The following is a 14,634-nucleotide window of genomic DNA, read 5'->3' on the forward strand; positions in this document are numbered from 1 at the left end:
TCCTCCTGTTAGCGGCGTCGCCGTGTCAGTCCGTTGCCCGCCCTTCCATCAGCCTCAGCGGCGTATAGACGATGACGGCTTCGCCGCGCTGGTTGACGATGCGATTGCGCGTGCGCACGAGACCTCGGGCCCCCTTGCTCGCCGCGCGCACCTCGATCACTTCGATCTCGACATGAATCGTATCGCCTTCCAGCACCGGTCCCTCCACATTCAGCTCCATGTGCAGGAATGCAAGCCCCGTGCCCTGCCCGGTCGCGTTGAGCACAAGCCCCTCGGCCAGGGCATAGACCAGCGCGGCCGGCGCCGGGCGGCCCGGGATCGCCGAGTGCTGCGCGCGGTATTCCTTGTCGACGAACAGCGACTCCAGCATGCCGACGCAGGATATGAAATTGACGATGTCGGTTTCGGTGATGGTGCGTCCAAATGTGCGGAACTGCTGGCCGACCGAAAGGTCGTTCCAGCGAAATCCTTCTCCGAGCAGTTTCATGTCGGTTCCTTTCAGATTGTCACTCTGCCGGCGGCGGCTGAAGCGTACGCGGGTGGCATAGTCGCGTCGAAATCCAGAATGGCGAACAGGCACACAGGATCGAGACGCCGGAGAAGATGAAGGCAGCGCGATAGTCGCCCGTCAAATCATGCAGGAATCCCGAAATCCAGGCGCCGAACGCCGAGCCGAACGACATCATCATGAAGATCGTGCCGAAGATCGAAGCCACCGCGCCCCTCGCGAAGATGCGTGCCGTCAGGGTCGATACGATCGGCCCGCGCGCGCCCTGGCTCACACCGAATGCAAGCACATAGACCAGGATGAGGAACGGGCTGGCGACGGCCGAGTAGGCAAGTAGCGCGCTGGCGCCCAGAAAGGTTCCCGTGAAGGACAGCGTCGCCGTGAAGCGGTTGCCGAAACGCGCGCAGAGCCAGCCGGCGAAGACGACGCCGAAGATCGAAAGCATGCCCGAAGCGCCGAAGGCGAGTGCGGCCTCGATCGGCGGATAGCCCTGCTCCACGAGATAGGGCACGGTCTGCACGACGACGACGCTGTAGACGCCGCAGGCGGTGAAGAAGAAGACCTGTACCAGAAGCCAGAACTCGCGCGTCTTTACCGCGCTGCGGATGGTCCAGCCGGTTGGTCTCGACACCGCCATGGCCGGCTGGTCGGCAAGCGGCTCGGCAGCGGAGGGCCGCACGCGTCCCTGGCGGATACGCCCCCACGGCAGCAGCAGCAGCGGCATTACGCAGACGAGGGCCATGGCAATCAGACGATATGTCTCGCGCCAGCCATAGGCATCGATACCAGCCTGCGCCAACGGCACGATGACGAGGATGCCGGAACCGAAGCCGGCATAGGCTATGGCGATGGCCAGGCTCATGTTGCGGTCGAACCAGCGGCCGATCAGGGCTGCCGCCGGCACCATGCCGAGCGCAGAGGCGGCGACACCGCAGAATACGCCGATGAAGAGGTAGATATGCCACAAGGCGGTGGTGGTGGAAGCAGCCCAGGTCGCCGCGATCAGCACACACAGCCCGAACCCGTAGGTGGCGCGTGGGCCCAGCCTGTCGAGCATCATGCCGGACAGCGGCGCCATAAGGCCGACCGTGATGAGATAGAAGGAATAGACGCCGGTGAGCGTCGAGCGGCTCCAGCCGAACTCCGCCTCCAGCGGCAGCATGAACACCATGAAGGTGTCGACCACGCCGCGCGCGGTGAAGTTGAACAGAAAACCGATGGCCACGACCAGCCCGGCCAGTGCAAGCTCGTTCCGCGAACCGCGTTGGTACGCCGGTTTGTCTTCAGGATCGCCGCGAGAGGTCATGGATGCCTACAGTGGAAGACCGCCCCGGCTCGCACCGGGGCGGTTCATATGCGATCAGTCGGCCTTTTCGAGCGCGGCGCGGAACGCGTTGAGGATATCCGTTCCCGGACGCCCGCGGGCGTCGAGGTCGGAAGCCCATTGCTGGCTGACCTCGCCCATCAGCTCGCCGAGGCGGGCCTTGTCCTCGTCGGGCAGGCTGACGAAGGTGACGCCGGAATCGGCAATCGTCTGCTTGTCCTTGAGATCGAGGTCGTCGGCGGCTTCACACCCCTTGGTGATGGCTTCGTCGCCGGCCTGCACGAGCGCCGCCTGCACGTCCTCATCAAGCGCGTCCCAGCGCTCCTGCGAAATCACGTATGTGACCACGAAGGACCCGAAATTCACGTCCTGCGTGCCGTATTTCAGCAGCGGATGGATGTCGTAAGGCAGCACGCTCGAATGCGGGAAAAGCACGCCGTCGATGGTTCCGCGCGAAAGCGCATCGCGTGTCTCCGGGGCGGAAATCTGCACCGGCACCGCGCCGATCTTGGTGGTCGCGATTTCCTTGGCACCGCCGGTCGTGCGCAGCTTGAGGTTGCGCAGGCTGTTGAGATCGGTGATTTCCGAATTCGACGTCAGCACCTGGTATGGCGGCAGCACCATGACGAGGAGCACGCGTACGCCGTTCGGCGCGAACTCCGCCTGATCGAGCGCGCCGCCTGGCTTGGCGATCTCCAGAATGCCTTGGTGCCCTTGCAGGAAGTCGTGAAGTTTTCCGGCAGCTCGGCGACCGACGACAGCGGCAGCTTGTCGCTGACATAGGATGCGCCGACATAGCCGATGTCCATCACCCCGGTCTGCGTCAGCGACAGCAGGTCCTTCGCCTTGCCGAGCTGTTCGCGGGGTAATAGTCGAACGCGACTTCGCCGCCGCTCAGCTCGGTTACGCGCTCCATCCAGAACTTGGTCATGTTCTCGGGGATGTAGTGGCCGACGGGAAAGCTGTCGCCGATACGCAGGGTCAGTTCCTGGGCCTGCGCGGCGTTGCCGGCAGCCAGGGCAGCGCCCACCACGGACGCGGCAAGCAATGTTCTATGCAGTTGGTATTTCATGACGTTCTCCTCCTTCTTGAACGATTGCCTTGCGGTCATTGCATCGTGGACGGAAGCCACAGGATGATGGCCGGAAAGGCGGTGAGCAGTGCGATGACGAGCAGATGCGCCCAGACGTGGGGCATTACGCCCCGGAACAGTTCGCCGAGCGGGCGGCGTGTGTATCGTGCGACGACGAAGACGTTCATGCCGAGCGGCGGCGTCACCATGCCAACCTCGGCGGTGACCACGATGATGACGCCGAACCAGATCGGGTCAAATCCGAGCGAGATGACCAGTGGCAACACTACTGGCACGGTCAGGATCAGGATCGCGATCTGGTCCATGATGAAGCCAAGCACGATATAGCCGAGCAGGATGAAGACCATGATGGTCATCGGCGAGAACGGCAGGCCTCCCACCCAGGTCGTCAGGTCGTTGGTGACCCGCGCCAGCGTGAAGTAGTAGCCGAAGATGTGCGCACCAAGGATGATGAACAGGATCATGCAGCTTGTCTGCGCAGCGCGGCGCAGCGCGCCTGAGAACGCCGGAAGGCTGAGTTTGCCTTCCTTGATCGCCAGCAGCATGGCGACGAACGCGCCGATGCCGGAAGCCTCGGTCGGCGTCGCGATGCCGGTGTAGATCGTGCCGGTAACGGCGAAGAAAAGCAGGATCATCGGCCCGACGCGCTTCAGCGAGGCGAATTTTTCACGCATCGTGTAGGCGCGGCCCGCCGGCGCCGATTCAGGCCAGAGCCAGACCAGTATGGCGATGGTGGCGATGATCGCGACGGTGACGATGAGGCCGGGAATGACGCCTGCGATCAGAAGCGCCGAGATCGAGATGTCGGCAAGGATGCCGTACAGAATCAACGCGATCGATGGCGGGATCAGCATCGCCAGCGTGCCGGAAATGGCGACCACGCCGCCGGCCAGCTTCGGCTCGTAGCCTTCCTTCATCATCGCCGGGATCGAGGTCGAGGCGAGCGTCGCCGCCGCCGCCGTGCTCGAGCCCGAAATCGCGCCGAAGCCGGCGCCCGCAAGCGCGGTGGCCATCGCGACCCCGCCCTTGAGCCGGCCGACCCAGATGGTGGCCGAGCGGAAGAGATCATTTGCGACGCCCGAGATGATGACGAACTCCGCCATCAGGATGAACATCGGGATCGTGATGATCTCGTAGGAATTGGCGGTCGACAGCGGCGACGTACGCAGGATGCCCGACAGCACTGGCAGACCGCCGAAGATGTAGAGCCCGATGGCGCCCGACACGGCCATGGCCAAGGCAACTGGCAGACCGATGACGAGCATGACGACTAGCGCCAGGAGAACGAGCGCGATGGTCATTCCGCGCCCTCCCCGGCATGGGGTTCGGTTTCCGGTGGTGGCGGCGTCTCGACGAGGTCACGACCCGACAGGCCGGATGCGGCATGACCGAAGGTGCGATAGACGCAGCGCAGTGTCATGACCAAGCAACCTGCCGCCACAATGAAATAGGCGACCCAGGTCGGCCAGGGGATGACGGCCGCAATGCGGTCGTCGTTGAGGTAAGCGGATTTGAGCCGCAGCCAGGCCTGCCAGCCGATCAGCGCCATGAGGCCCGAGGACAGGAGATAGCCGACCGCCAGAGCCAGATGCCGCGGACGATGCGGGATCTGGTGCTGAAAGATGTCGATGGCGATGTGGCCGTGATTGTGCAGCGTGTCCGACAACGCGAAGAAGAACACCGCGACCATGAGATAGAGGCCGATCAGGTTATAGGACCACGACAACGGCGCGGCGAACACGTAGCGCATCGCCACGTCGGCAACGACGATCAGCATGATGGCGCCCAGCGACAGGCCCGACAGCAGCGCGAGCACACTCTCGATGCGCGCAAGCAGCGCCGAGGCACCGTTTGCGGGCGGCTGACTTTGCATCATCTTTCTTCCTCCTCCCTGTGGATCAGGCCCCTCAGACGGCGCCGGCCACTTCGGGCCGGTTCACCATCGCCATGATCTTCCGCGCCGCGCGCTCGTGCGGCTTGTCGATCATCTTCCCGTCTATCTTGACCACGCCCGCCCGCGGATCGGCCGCAAAGGCGGCGATCACCTGCTCGGCCCACGCGACCTCCTCCGGCCGCGGCGTGAAGGCGCGGTTCACGGGATCGACATGGCTTGGATGGATGACCGCCTTGGCCGCGAAGCCGTCGCGCCGGGCTGCGTTGGCTTCGGCCTCGACATAAGCAAGATCGCCGATATTGGTGCAGACCGTGTCGATGGCAGCGAGACCGGCTGCCGCCGCGCCCATCAGGCACATGTTGCGCGCCAGCCGGAACGGCTCCGAATAGACGCCGTCGACGCTGTTTTCCGTCGCGCCCAGCGAGGCGGCAAGATCCTCCGCGCCCCACATCAGGCCCCATAGCCGCGGGCTGGCGTCCTTGTAGCTCGACAAGCCGAAGATGGATTCGGCGGTTTCCGTGGCCACCGCGATGATCCGCGTCGACCCGGCTTCGAGCCCGGATGCCGCCTCGAAGGCATCGAGATAGAACGCCAGCTTCTCGACATCCGCCACGCTGGCGCATTTCGGCAGCACGATGCCGTCGGGAAGCAGCGGCATCACCGCCGTCAGGTCGGCGAGCGTCAGTCCCGTGTCGAGCGCATTGACGCGCACGAACCATTTCTGGGCGTTCCGGGTCGTTTCGAGCATCGCGCGCGTGGCAGCACGGGCCGCCTCCTTAGCTTCGGCCGAAACGGAGTCCTCAAGGTCGATGATCAGCGCATCGGCATTGCCGCCGCGCGCCTTCTCGAACTTGCGGGCGCTGTCACCCGGTACGAACAGGAACGAGCGCATCACGCAGCCGCCCGCTTGCGCATCATGCCAGCACGCCTGCAGACGGCGACGACCTCGCCATTCTGGTTCGTGCAGGTGTGCTCGAACTCGACGATGCCGACATCGCCGCGCGACTTGCTCTCGCGTTTTGAGACAATCTTCGTATGGCTGCGTAGCGTATCGCCGGCGAAGACCGGCTTCGGGAAGCGTACGTCGGACATGCCGAGGTTGCCGACAGTGGTGCCCAGCGTGGTGTCCTGCACGCTCATGCCGATCATGATGCCGAGCGTGTAAAGGCTGTTGAACAAAGGCTTGCCCCACTCCGTCTGCGCAGAGAAATGAGCGTCGACATGCAGCGGCTGCGGGTTCATCGTCATCAGGCTGAACGAGATGTTGTCGTGCTCGGTCACGGTGCGCGTCAGCTCGTGCGCGAATTCCTGCCCGACCTCGAACTCCTCGTAATAGAGACCTGCCATATGATCCTCCCTTTGTCGGCGCTCAGTCCGCGTTCTTGTCTCTGCGTCCAAGGACGCCGGTTGTCGTCAGTTCGGCTATGCGTTCTTCCGCAATGCCCCAGTCGCGCAATACGGCGTCACCACTTTGGCCAGGCGCCTCGGGCGGCGTCGGCGCCGCAGCGGGCGTGCCGCTGAAACGAGGTGCGGGTGCCGGCTGCACCAGTCCGTCGACGGTGATGAAAGTGCCACGCTCGGCATGGTGCGGGTGCGACGACGCTTCCGCCGACGACAGGACGGGTGCGAAGCAGGCGTCCGTTCCCTCCAGCAACGCGCACCATTCCGCCCGCGTCTTTTGCGAAAACCGCTCGGCCAGAAGCCGGCGCGCCTCATCCCAGTTGGCGCGCTCGTTCATGTCGGGAAAGCCTGCCGGATCGAAGCCCATGGCGCTCAAAAGCACGGTCTGGAACTTGCCCTCGATCGGTGCGATGGAGACGTACCCGCCATCGGCGCAGCGATAGACGTCGTATTGCGGCGCGCCACTGTCGAGAATGTTTTCGCCGCGCCCGCCCGGCCAAACCCCGGCTGCCTGCAAGCCCATCAGTGGCGTGGCGAGCAGCGAAACCCCGTCGACGATCGCCGCGTCCACGACCTGTCCCTCTCCCGTGCGCTGCGCATAAAGCAGCGCGCTGACGATACCGAAGGCCATCAGCAGGCTGCCGCCTGCGAAATCGCCCAGCAGATTCAACGGCGGTGTCGGTGGCTGACCGCGACGGCCGATAGCGTCGAGCGCACCTGTCAGTGCGATGTAGTTGAGGTCGTGGCCGGCCGCTTGCGCCAGCGGCCCCTGCTGCCCCCAACCTGTCAGTCTGCCGAAAACGAGGCGCGGATTGCGGGCATGGCAAACGTCGGGGCCGAGGCCCAGCCGTTCCATCACGCCGGGGCGAAAACCTTCGACCAGCGCGTCCGCCTTGTCGATCAGCTCCAGAGCGCAGTCGATGCCTTCCGGGCGCTTCAGGTCCAGTGCAACCGAACGCCGTCCGCGCCCGGCAAAATTGAAACGATCGGGGCGCGGCACGCCCAGCCCCGACGCGACCTGCCTGTCGATCCGCACCACGTCGGCGCCCATGTCGGCGAGCAGCATCGCGGCAAATGGCGCAGGACCGATACCGGCCATCTCGACGACACGCAGGCCGGCAAGCGGCCCCTTGCGGTTTTCAGCCACAGGCGACCCTCCCCGCATCGTGCCATTCGCGAGACAGGCTTTCCCGGAACTGCGGCGCAGCGATCGCGATCATGCGTTCAACGCGCTGTGAGAGCGTGCAGCCGCGCAGCTCGGCAACACCCCATTCCGTGACGATCGCGTCGGCGTCCGAACGCGCGCAGTCACCGTTTCCACCCGGCCAACGATGCGCGAGACCGCACCGCCTCGCGCGGTTGAAGGCAGTGCGATGATCGCGCGACCGCCTCGTGAGGCATTCGCACCCCGCACGAAATCGACCTGTCCGCCAACTGCCCCGAGATAGCGTCCGCCGGCGGTCTCGGCGTTGACCTGGCCGGTCAGATCCACCTCGATCGCCGAATTGATCGCGCAGAAACGCGACAACCCGCCGAGAATTCCGTGCGCATGTGTCCAGGCCGGCGGATGCAGGCAAAACGCGCGGTTGTCGTTCGCGAAGTCGTAGAGCCTTCGGCTCCCGAGCAGAATCCCGCCGACGCTGACGCCAGTATCGTATTCCTTGGCCATATTGGTCACCGCGCCGCATTCGATCAGATCGACGACGGCATCGAACAGGGCGCCTGAGTGCAGGCCGAGATCGCGGTGCCCGGCGAGTTTCCCGGTCACTGCCTGCGGTATCGCGCCCACACCGAGCTGCAGTGCGGCCCGATCCGGTATCAGCGAAGCGACATTGTCGGCGATTGCCAGTTCGGTTTCGCCGGGCACGACGCCCTGCTGCTGCAGCGGCGGATGTTCGGCGGCAACGCAGATGTGGATCGGTATGTCCGAGGGCCATTGTGCACCATGGCACCGCGGTACATCCGGGTTTATCTCGGCGATCACCAGCCGTGCCTTGCGCGCGGCATCGAGCACGTAGTCGTTGGCGAGCCCCAGGTTGAAGCCGTCTCCTTCAAGCGCGGGCGCAAGCTGGATCAGCACGCAATCGGCGCGCAGCGTGCCGTCGGCGAAGGCCGGTGCAAGCTGCGAATAATGCCAGGGCAGAACGTCCAGCCTGCCGGCACGCGCCAGCCGCGCACCTTGTCCAACCGCGCCGTACCCCTCGAGCGTCAGCCCGTCCGCGCTGTCGAACGTGTCCGAATTGAGCACCCCGAGAAACACCGAACAGCCTTGCGGCAGCCCCCCAGTGCCGACCAGCCGCCGGGTCAGCGTCAGCGGCTCGGCCGTCGCCTGGCCGACGACGATACGATCGCCCGGCCGCAGCAGGGAGGCAAGATCGAGATCGTCGGCAGCGACGGCGCGCATCGGTCCTCTCCGCGCCTCAGTATGATTTCGGCAGGCCGAGAACTCTCTCGGCGATGTAGGACAGGCAGAGCTGCGGGCTGATCGGCGCGATGCGCGGGATCATCACTTCGCGCAGATAGCGCTCGACGTGATATTCCTTTGCATAGCCGAAGCCGCCATGGGCCATCACCGCCGTCTCGCAGGCGTTGAACCCGGCCTCGCCGGCCAGATATTTCGCCGCGTTGGCGGCGGCCCCTGCCGGCTTGCCGGTGTCGTATTGCCATGCCGCCGACATCACCATCATCCACGCCCCCTCGAGCTCGGCCCAGCACTTGGCCAGCGGATGCTGGATGCCCTGGTTCTGGCCGATCGGCCGGTTGAAGACGATGCGTTCCTTGGCGTAGCGCGTGGCGCGGTTGATCGCAGCCATGCCGAGCCCGACCGCTTCAGCGGCGATCAGGATGCGCTCCGGGTTCATGCCGTGGAGGATGTATTCGAAGCCGCGCCCCTCTTCGCCGATCAGGTCGGACTCGGGGATCTGGAAGTCCTCGAAAAACAGCTCGTTGGAATCGACCGCCTTGCGGCCCATTTTTTCGATCTCGCGAACCTTGATCCGGTCGCGGTCGAACTTGGTGTAGAAGAGGCTGAGGCCGTGCGTCGCCTTCTTCACTTCGTCCAGCGGCGTGGTTCGGGCGAGCAGCAGGATATTGTCGGCCACCTGCGCCGTCGAAATCCAGATTTTCTGGCCGTTGACATGGTAGCGGTCGCCGCGCTTCTCGGCCTTAAGCTTTAGCTGCGTCGTGTTGAGGCCGGTGTTGGGCTCGGTGACGGCGAAGCATGCCTTCTCGCGACCCTCTGCCATCGGCCGGATCATGCGCTGCTTCTGCTCCTCGGTGCCGAAGACTGCGACCGGGTTGAGGCCGAAGATGTTGATGTGCACTGCGGAGGCGCCCGAGAGGCCAGCGCCGGATTCGGCGATGGTGCGCATCATGATCGCGGCTTCCTGGATGCCCAGCCCCGCGCCACCCGAGGATTCGGCCGTGCAGATGCCCAGCCAGCCCTCGCGCGCCAGCGCGTCGTAGAAATCGTGCGGGAAGCCGCCTTCGCGGTCACGCTGCAACCAGTAGGCATCGTCGAAATCCGCGCAGATCCGTGCCACGGAATCGCGGATCGCCTCCTGTTCCTCGGTGAACCCGAAATCCATTCCTTGTCTCCTCAAGCCTGCGCCGGATCGTATGTCACGGCTGTCCGCGCGATGCCGCGTTCCAGCAGATCGGCGATCTCTTCCGGCGAAAATCCTGCCTCGCGCAGCACCTCTTCGCTGTGCTCGCCCTGGCGGGGCGCGTGGCGCGCGGGGCCGGCGGGACTGCGCGACCATTTGGCCGGCACCGCCATGGTGCGGATCGTGCCTTCGCTGGGGTGCTCGATGACGCGGAAGAAATCCGTCGCCACCAGATGAGGGTCCTGCAGCACACCCTGGAAGTCGTACATCGGCATGGCCGGCACGTCCGCCTCCTCCAGCAGGTCGAGCCATTCGGCGCTGGTGCGGGTCAGGAAAATCCGGGTGAGTTCGCCATAGACTTCGTCGATATGCGCCATCCGCGAGACGAAACTGGCAAAGCGCGGGTCGGCCGCAGGCATCTCCGGCCGGCCGATCGCCGCAAAGAAGCGCTGCCAGTGCCCGTCGGTGTAGATCAGCGCGCAGACATAGCCGTCCTTGGTCTGATAGGGGCGCCGGTCCGGCGAGAGCTGCCGCGAGTAGCCACCTGCGTCAAGCGGCGGCTCGAAGGTGAGCCCGCCCATGTGGTCGCCGAGCACGAAGCTGACCATGGTCTCGAACATCGGAATGTCGACGCGCTGCCCCAGCCCAGTGCGCTCCCGCTCGACGATCGATGCGAGGATCGCACCCACCGCCGCGAGACCGACCACGCGGTCGGCAATCGCCGACGGCACATAACGCGGCTGGCCCTCGTTAACCCGCGAGAACAGGAACGGGATCGTCGCGCCACCCTGGATCAGATCGTCATAGGCCGGCCGCGCCGCATAGGGGCCGTCCTGGCCGTAGCCGAACATGCCCGCATAGACGATCTTCGGGTTGACGGCAGATACGTCCTCATAGGAAAGGCCCAATCGCTTCATAGCCTTGGCGCGCACGTTATAGACCAGCACATCGGCATCGGCGCAAAGGCGCAGCAAGGCCGCGCGGCCTTCTGCCTGCTTCAGGTCGAGCGTGATCGAACGCTTGGAGCGGTTTGCGTTGAGGTAGATCGGTCCCATGCCGTCATGGCGCGCCGGGCCGATCTTGCGCACGAGGTCTCCCTCCGGCGCCTCGACCTTGATCACATCCGCACCGAAATCTCCCAGCATCTGGGTCGCATACGGCCCCATCAGCACGGTGGTCATGTCAATGATGCGGATCCCGCGCAACGGTCCCATTTGCCTCCTCCGCAGCCAACCCTTTCGGGAAGCTCCTCGCTGCTTATTCATATATATGGACAATTTGTCCTATTGGATGGACAGTTAGCCGTATGAGTTCGCGCAAGTCAATTCAAAATCTACGTTGGATGCCGTTTACCGGCTTTCGCGGGGCAATCGTGATGAATGAGTCCACGCTGATGGACAACAGCGCCGTAAACTCCTACGATCTTGATGAAACGTGGGGTTACCAGAGGTGGCGGGCAGCTTCGCGCGGGCCATTCGCGCCCAGACACCCCTCAAACACGGGACGTTCCGAATGCTGGTCAAACAGGCAGCCAACGTACTGGATCTACTGGAGTTTTTTGCCGAACAGAAGAAGGCGGCGAGCCTGGCGGAGGTGTCGCAGCATTTCGGCTGGCCGCGCTCGAGCACGTTCAACCTGCTGTCCACACTGGTGGCTCGCGGATTCCTGTATGAGCCGGAGGCGCGCGGACGTTTCTACCCCACGCCGCGCTGGCTGACGCTGGCACAGGAGGTCGCGGCCGCCGAGCCCTTGCCTGAGGCGCTGCTCAGCCTGCTAAACGATCTGGCGAAGCGCACCGGGGAGACGGTCTGGATCGCGGCTCCCAGCGGCCAGCATGCGATCTTTCTCGAGGTGATCGAATCGAAGGCGTCGGTGCGCTATACGGCCAGCGTCGGCACACGCGTTCCGCTTCACGCGACGGCGACCGGCCAGGCGATCATCAGCCAGTTGTCGCCGGCACAGCAGGCCACGCTTCTGCGCAAGGCAGTGTTCAAGCGCTACGGCGAAGGCACACCGATGAGCATCGAAGCGGTGGAGACCAGTATCCGCCAGTCGCTCAATCGCGGCTGGTTCGTCAGCTCGTCGGCCTTCACGCCCGATCTCGGCGGCATCGGCCTGCCGATCGTCTTCGGCGACCGGGTGTTTGCGATCACCGTTGCCGGGCCGTGGTTCCGGGTCGGCGAGCGGCTCGATGAATTCGCCCACATCATACACAGCGCCATCGCGCTGCATTTCGGGCCGGATTACGTGAAGAAGAACATCAAGGGCCTGCGCTCTCTGCTGCCTGAAAACGGCTGAACGCGATAGCGCTAGAATTCATCCGAACACCATGCCGTCGAACAACTTTCGTGCCGTGCGCAGGATGGCGGCCGATACCACCGCCCCGCTGTCGTCGAGCGTCGCCAGCACGGTCATTTCGCCGGTCGGGTGCTCTATCGACAGCGCGCGTCGTTGGCCGTCCTCCCAGACATTGGCAAGGGCCGCAGCGGGGCTCCCCGGCAACAGGCATGCGGTGGCAACGCTGACGGCGCCGAGCACGCCGATGGACGAGTGGCAGCGGTGGGGAATGAAGGTGCGCGTCGAGATCGCGCCGCCGTTGCGCGGCGGTGCGACAAGCGTCAGCTTCGGCACCGATTTCTGCGCGACATCGCCGAGGTTCATCATCGGCCCCGCCTTGCGACGGATCGTTTCCAGCCTTTCGCGCAGTGCCGCGTTCGCTTCCAGCTCGGCCGGCTCCTCATAACCGGTGATGCCAAAATCCTGCGCGCGCAGAACGACGCATGGCATTCCGTTGTCGATCAGCGTGACGGAGATGCCTTCGACCTCATCCGCAGCATTGCCGGTCGGCAGCAGAGCGCCGCAGGACGAACCGGCCGTGTCCTCAAACAGGATGGGCAAGGCAGCCGACGTGCCCGGCACGCCGTCGATGCGCACTTCGCCCTCATATGTCACCGCACTGCCCGGCGTGGCGACGGACGCCACCGCCACCTGGCCGGTGTTTTCCATGAAGATGCGCACGTCCGTCCCGCCCTCTCGGGCCGCCACAAGCCCACGCTCGATGGCGAAGGGAGCGACCCCGGCGAGGATGTTGCCGCAATTCTGCGCGTCCGTGACAACAGGCCTGTCGACGAAGACCTGCAGGAACAGATAGTCGACATCGACGCCCGGACGCGCCGACTTACCGACCACCGCGACCTTCGAGGTCAGCGGATCGGCCCCACCCATGCCGTCGATCTGGCGCGGATCGGGCGAGCCCATCACGCGCAGGAGAAACGCATCGCGAGCCGCCGGGTCGGCCGGCAGGTCCGATGCCAGAAAGTATCCACCCTTCGACGTGCCGCCGCGCATCCACATGCAGCGGACACCGTTGTCAGACATATTTCAGGCCCTTGGCGGCGAGCTTCTCGCGCATGCCGTAGATGTCGAGGCCGAGTTCGCCGGCTATCAGCCGCTCACGCACCTCGGCTTCCTTGGCCTCGCGCGCGAGGCTGGCATCGAGGGCTTCTTTTGCCTCGCCCCGCGGAACCGCGCAGATACCGTCATCGTCGGCGACGACCACATCGCCCGGATTGACGAGCGCGCCGGCGCAGGCGATCGGCACATTGACCGATCCCAGCGTTTCCTTGACTGTCCCTTGCGCCGAGACCGCCCGCGACCAGACCGGAAAGCCGATCTCGGTCAGTTCGCGCACGTCGCGTACACCGGCCTCGATCACGAGCCCGCGCACGCCCCGCGCCATCAGTGAGCGCGCCAGCAATTCGCCGAAATAGCCGTCTTCACAGGGGCTGGTCGGCGCCACGACGAGAATGTCGCCCTCCTGGCACTCCTCGACGGCGACGTGGATCATCCAGTTGTCGCCCGGAGGGACCGAGACCGTCACGGCGGAACCCGCGATCCGCGCGCCGGCATAGATCGGCCGCATGTATGGCCGCATCAACCCTTTTCGGCCCATCGCCTCGTGAACCGTGGCAACACCGCACTTGCCGAGCCCGCCAACGAGATCTGCGTCTGTACGCTCGATGTTCCTGACCACCACTCCACTCATCACAGCTCATCCACGGTTCGCGGGAAGATGGACTGGAAGGCCTCGGCATACTTTGCCTCGCGCCCGCCTGCCTGCCCGCCGGAATTGCGCCGGAACTGGTTGGCGCGGTTCTGGGCCGCGTTTGTGTAATAGTCCCAGAGATGCTGCTGGCCTTCCATGCATTCGATGGCGGCCTTCTTCCTGTCCCACACATCGGTGATGTCGAGGATGGTGTCGGGCTTCCAGTTGCACTGCTCGGTCTGGTGCGGTTCGAACAGATAAAGCTGCGGAGCCCCCAGCACCTTTTCGCCAGGGTTATGCCCCCAGGCCTGCGCCACCATCCGGCATTCGAGCGCCACGCGCGTCGCGTAGGGATGGTCGGTGTTGTAGGGGTCTTCCAGCGAGTGCGACAGCATGAAATCAGGCTGCACCTTGCGGATCACGTCGACAAGGCGGAACCGCTGCTCGCGGTCGAGTTCCAGCGGATAGTCTCCGCAATCGAAAAACTGGATGTCATGAACGCCGAGGGTCTTTGCCGCGTTCTCGGCTTCGACGCGCCGGCCAGCCTTGACCTTTTCGAGCGTCATGCCGTCCTGCTTCCACAGCTTGGCGCTTTCGCCGCGCTCTCCATAGGAAAGGCACACCACCGTCACCGCGACGCCCTTCTGTGCATGCAGCGCGATCGCGCCGCCGCAGCGCCAGACGAAATCGGCAGAATGCGCGCTGACGACCAGCGCAGTCCTTGCAGTCATTCCAGTCCTCCCTCGATGCCGGTTTACCGGGCA

Annotated in this window: 15 protein-coding genes and 1 pseudogene; 1 reads left to right on the top strand and 15 read right to left on the bottom strand. The window is 64.7% G+C overall.

Annotated elements, in window-relative coordinates:
- Positions 1-25 precede the first annotated feature (25 nt).
- The 12 genes and pseudogenes from HK436_RS04255 to HK436_RS04310 all read right to left on the bottom strand — a co-directional run bounded on the left by HK436_RS04255 (position 26) and on the right by HK436_RS04310 (position 11,039).
- Entirely contained in the window at positions 26-487 is a 462-nt protein-coding gene (locus tag HK436_RS04255; protein ID WP_173187590.1) for a MaoC family dehydratase, read from the bottom strand.
- Positions 488-506: 19 nt separating this feature from the next.
- Positions 507-1,814, bottom strand: a complete 1,308-nt coding sequence (locus tag HK436_RS04260; protein WP_173187591.1) for an MFS transporter — start codon at positions 1,812-1,814, stop codon at positions 507-509.
- A 54-nt stretch (positions 1,815-1,868) separates the two neighbouring features.
- Entirely contained in the window at positions 1,869-2,468 is a 600-nt protein-coding gene (dctP, locus tag HK436_RS04265; RefSeq protein WP_173187592.1) for a TRAP transporter substrate-binding protein DctP, read from the bottom strand.
- Positions 2,469-2,655: 187 nt separating this feature from the next.
- Positions 2,656-2,904, bottom strand: a complete 249-nt coding sequence (locus HK436_RS04270) for a hypothetical protein (protein WP_173187593.1) — start codon at positions 2,902-2,904, stop codon at positions 2,656-2,658.
- Positions 2,905-2,939: 35 nt separating this feature from the next.
- On the bottom strand, positions 2,940-4,226 hold the full coding sequence (locus HK436_RS04275) for a TRAP transporter large permease (RefSeq protein WP_173187594.1): 1,287 nt from the start codon (positions 4,224-4,226) through the stop codon (positions 2,940-2,942).
- Positions 4,223-4,801, bottom strand: coding sequence for a TRAP transporter small permease (locus tag HK436_RS04280; RefSeq protein ID WP_173187595.1), 579 nt, complete (start codon positions 4,799-4,801; stop codon positions 4,223-4,225). The genes HK436_RS04275 and HK436_RS04280 overlap by 4 nt, the downstream gene beginning before the upstream one ends.
- 31 nt (positions 4,802-4,832) lie before the next feature.
- Positions 4,833-5,711: an HpcH/HpaI aldolase/citrate lyase family protein gene (locus tag HK436_RS04285; protein WP_173187596.1), complete on the bottom strand. Its 879-nt coding sequence runs from the start codon at positions 5,709-5,711 to the stop codon at positions 4,833-4,835.
- Entirely contained in the window at positions 5,711-6,166 is a 456-nt protein-coding gene (locus HK436_RS04290; RefSeq protein ID WP_173187597.1) for a MaoC family dehydratase, read from the bottom strand. The genes HK436_RS04285 and HK436_RS04290 overlap by 1 nt, the downstream gene beginning before the upstream one ends.
- Positions 6,167-6,188: 22 nt before the next feature.
- Positions 6,189-7,385, bottom strand: a complete 1,197-nt coding sequence (locus HK436_RS04295; RefSeq protein WP_173187598.1) for a CaiB/BaiF CoA transferase family protein — start codon at positions 7,383-7,385, stop codon at positions 6,189-6,191.
- A pseudogene (locus HK436_RS04300) lies at positions 7,360-8,624 on the bottom strand (acetyl-CoA hydrolase/transferase family protein). Before HK436_RS04300 ends, HK436_RS04295 begins: the two are co-directional and overlap by 26 nt.
- Positions 8,625-8,640: 16 nt before the next feature.
- Positions 8,641-9,807, bottom strand: coding sequence for an acyl-CoA dehydrogenase family protein (locus tag HK436_RS04305; protein WP_173187600.1), 1,167 nt, complete (start codon positions 9,805-9,807; stop codon positions 8,641-8,643).
- Positions 9,808-9,818: 11 nt separating this feature from the next.
- Complete coding sequence (locus HK436_RS04310; RefSeq protein ID WP_173187602.1) at positions 9,819-11,039, bottom strand: CaiB/BaiF CoA transferase family protein; 1,221 nt, start codon at positions 11,037-11,039, stop codon at positions 9,819-9,821.
- A 235-nt stretch (positions 11,040-11,274) separates the two neighbouring features.
- Between HK436_RS04310 and HK436_RS04315 the strand changes: the two genes are divergently transcribed.
- Positions 11,275-12,123, top strand: a complete 849-nt coding sequence (locus HK436_RS04315; RefSeq protein ID WP_312860492.1) for an IclR family transcriptional regulator — start codon at positions 11,275-11,277, stop codon at positions 12,121-12,123.
- Positions 12,124-12,141: 18 nt separating this feature from the next.
- On the opposite strand, the gene HK436_RS04320 is transcribed toward HK436_RS04315, so the two are convergent.
- From HK436_RS04320 to HK436_RS04330, 3 genes are read right to left on the bottom strand one after another with little or no spacing between them, the layout of a single operon-like run.
- On the bottom strand, positions 12,142-13,203 hold the full coding sequence (locus tag HK436_RS04320; RefSeq protein WP_173187604.1) for a 4-oxalomesaconate tautomerase: 1,062 nt from the start codon (positions 13,201-13,203) through the stop codon (positions 12,142-12,144).
- Positions 13,196-13,870: a 4-carboxy-4-hydroxy-2-oxoadipate aldolase/oxaloacetate decarboxylase gene (locus HK436_RS04325; RefSeq protein WP_173187606.1), complete on the bottom strand. Its 675-nt coding sequence runs from the start codon at positions 13,868-13,870 to the stop codon at positions 13,196-13,198. The genes HK436_RS04320 and HK436_RS04325 overlap by 8 nt, the downstream gene beginning before the upstream one ends.
- Entirely contained in the window at positions 13,870-14,601 is a 732-nt protein-coding gene (locus tag HK436_RS04330; RefSeq protein ID WP_173187608.1) for a PIG-L deacetylase family protein, read from the bottom strand. Before HK436_RS04330 ends, HK436_RS04325 begins: the two co-directional genes overlap by 1 nt.
- Positions 14,602-14,634: the final 33 nt, after the last annotated feature.

Source organism: Neoaquamicrobium sediminum (assembly GCF_013240295.1).
In the GTDB taxonomy this organism is placed as follows: Bacteria; Pseudomonadota; Alphaproteobacteria; order Rhizobiales; family Rhizobiaceae; genus Aerobium; species Aerobium sediminum.

Bases quoted from the DNA above. Each gene is read 5' to 3' on its own strand.
- HK436_RS04285 (WP_173187596.1), bottom strand. From the start codon at position 5,711: ATGCGCTCGTTCCTGTTCGTACCGGGTGACAGCGCCCGCAAGTTCGAG.
- HK436_RS04260 (WP_173187591.1), bottom strand. From the start codon at position 1,814: ATGACCTCTCGCGGCGATCCTGAAGACAAACCGGCGTACCAACGCGGT.
- HK436_RS04320 (WP_173187604.1), bottom strand. From the start codon at position 13,203: ATGTCTGACAACGGTGTCCGCTGCATGTGGATGCGCGGCGGCACGTCG.
- HK436_RS04305 (WP_173187600.1), bottom strand. From the start codon at position 9,807: ATGGATTTCGGGTTCACCGAGGAACAGGAGGCGATCCGCGATTCCGTG.
- HK436_RS04295 (WP_173187598.1), bottom strand. From the start codon at position 7,385: ATGCGGGGAGGGTCGCCTGTGGCTGAAAACCGCAAGGGGCCGCTTGCC.
- HK436_RS04270 (WP_173187593.1), bottom strand. From the start codon at position 2,904: ATGAAATACCAACTGCATAGAACATTGCTTGCCGCGTCCGTGGTGGGC.
- HK436_RS04280 (WP_173187595.1), bottom strand. From the start codon at position 4,801: ATGATGCAAAGTCAGCCGCCCGCAAACGGTGCCTCGGCGCTGCTTGCG.
- HK436_RS04290 (WP_173187597.1), bottom strand. From the start codon at position 6,166: ATGGCAGGTCTCTATTACGAGGAGTTCGAGGTCGGGCAGGAATTCGCG.
- HK436_RS04325 (WP_173187606.1), bottom strand. From the start codon at position 13,870: ATGAGTGGAGTGGTGGTCAGGAACATCGAGCGTACAGACGCAGATCTC.
- HK436_RS04255 (WP_173187590.1), bottom strand. From the start codon at position 487: ATGAAACTGCTCGGAGAAGGATTTCGCTGGAACGACCTTTCGGTCGGC.
- HK436_RS04275 (WP_173187594.1), bottom strand. From the start codon at position 4,226: ATGACCATCGCGCTCGTTCTCCTGGCGCTAGTCGTCATGCTCGTCATC.
- HK436_RS04330 (WP_173187608.1), bottom strand. From the start codon at position 14,601: ATGACTGCAAGGACTGCGCTGGTCGTCAGCGCGCATTCTGCCGATTTC.
- HK436_RS04310 (WP_173187602.1), bottom strand. From the start codon at position 11,039: ATGGGACCGTTGCGCGGGATCCGCATCATTGACATGACCACCGTGCTG.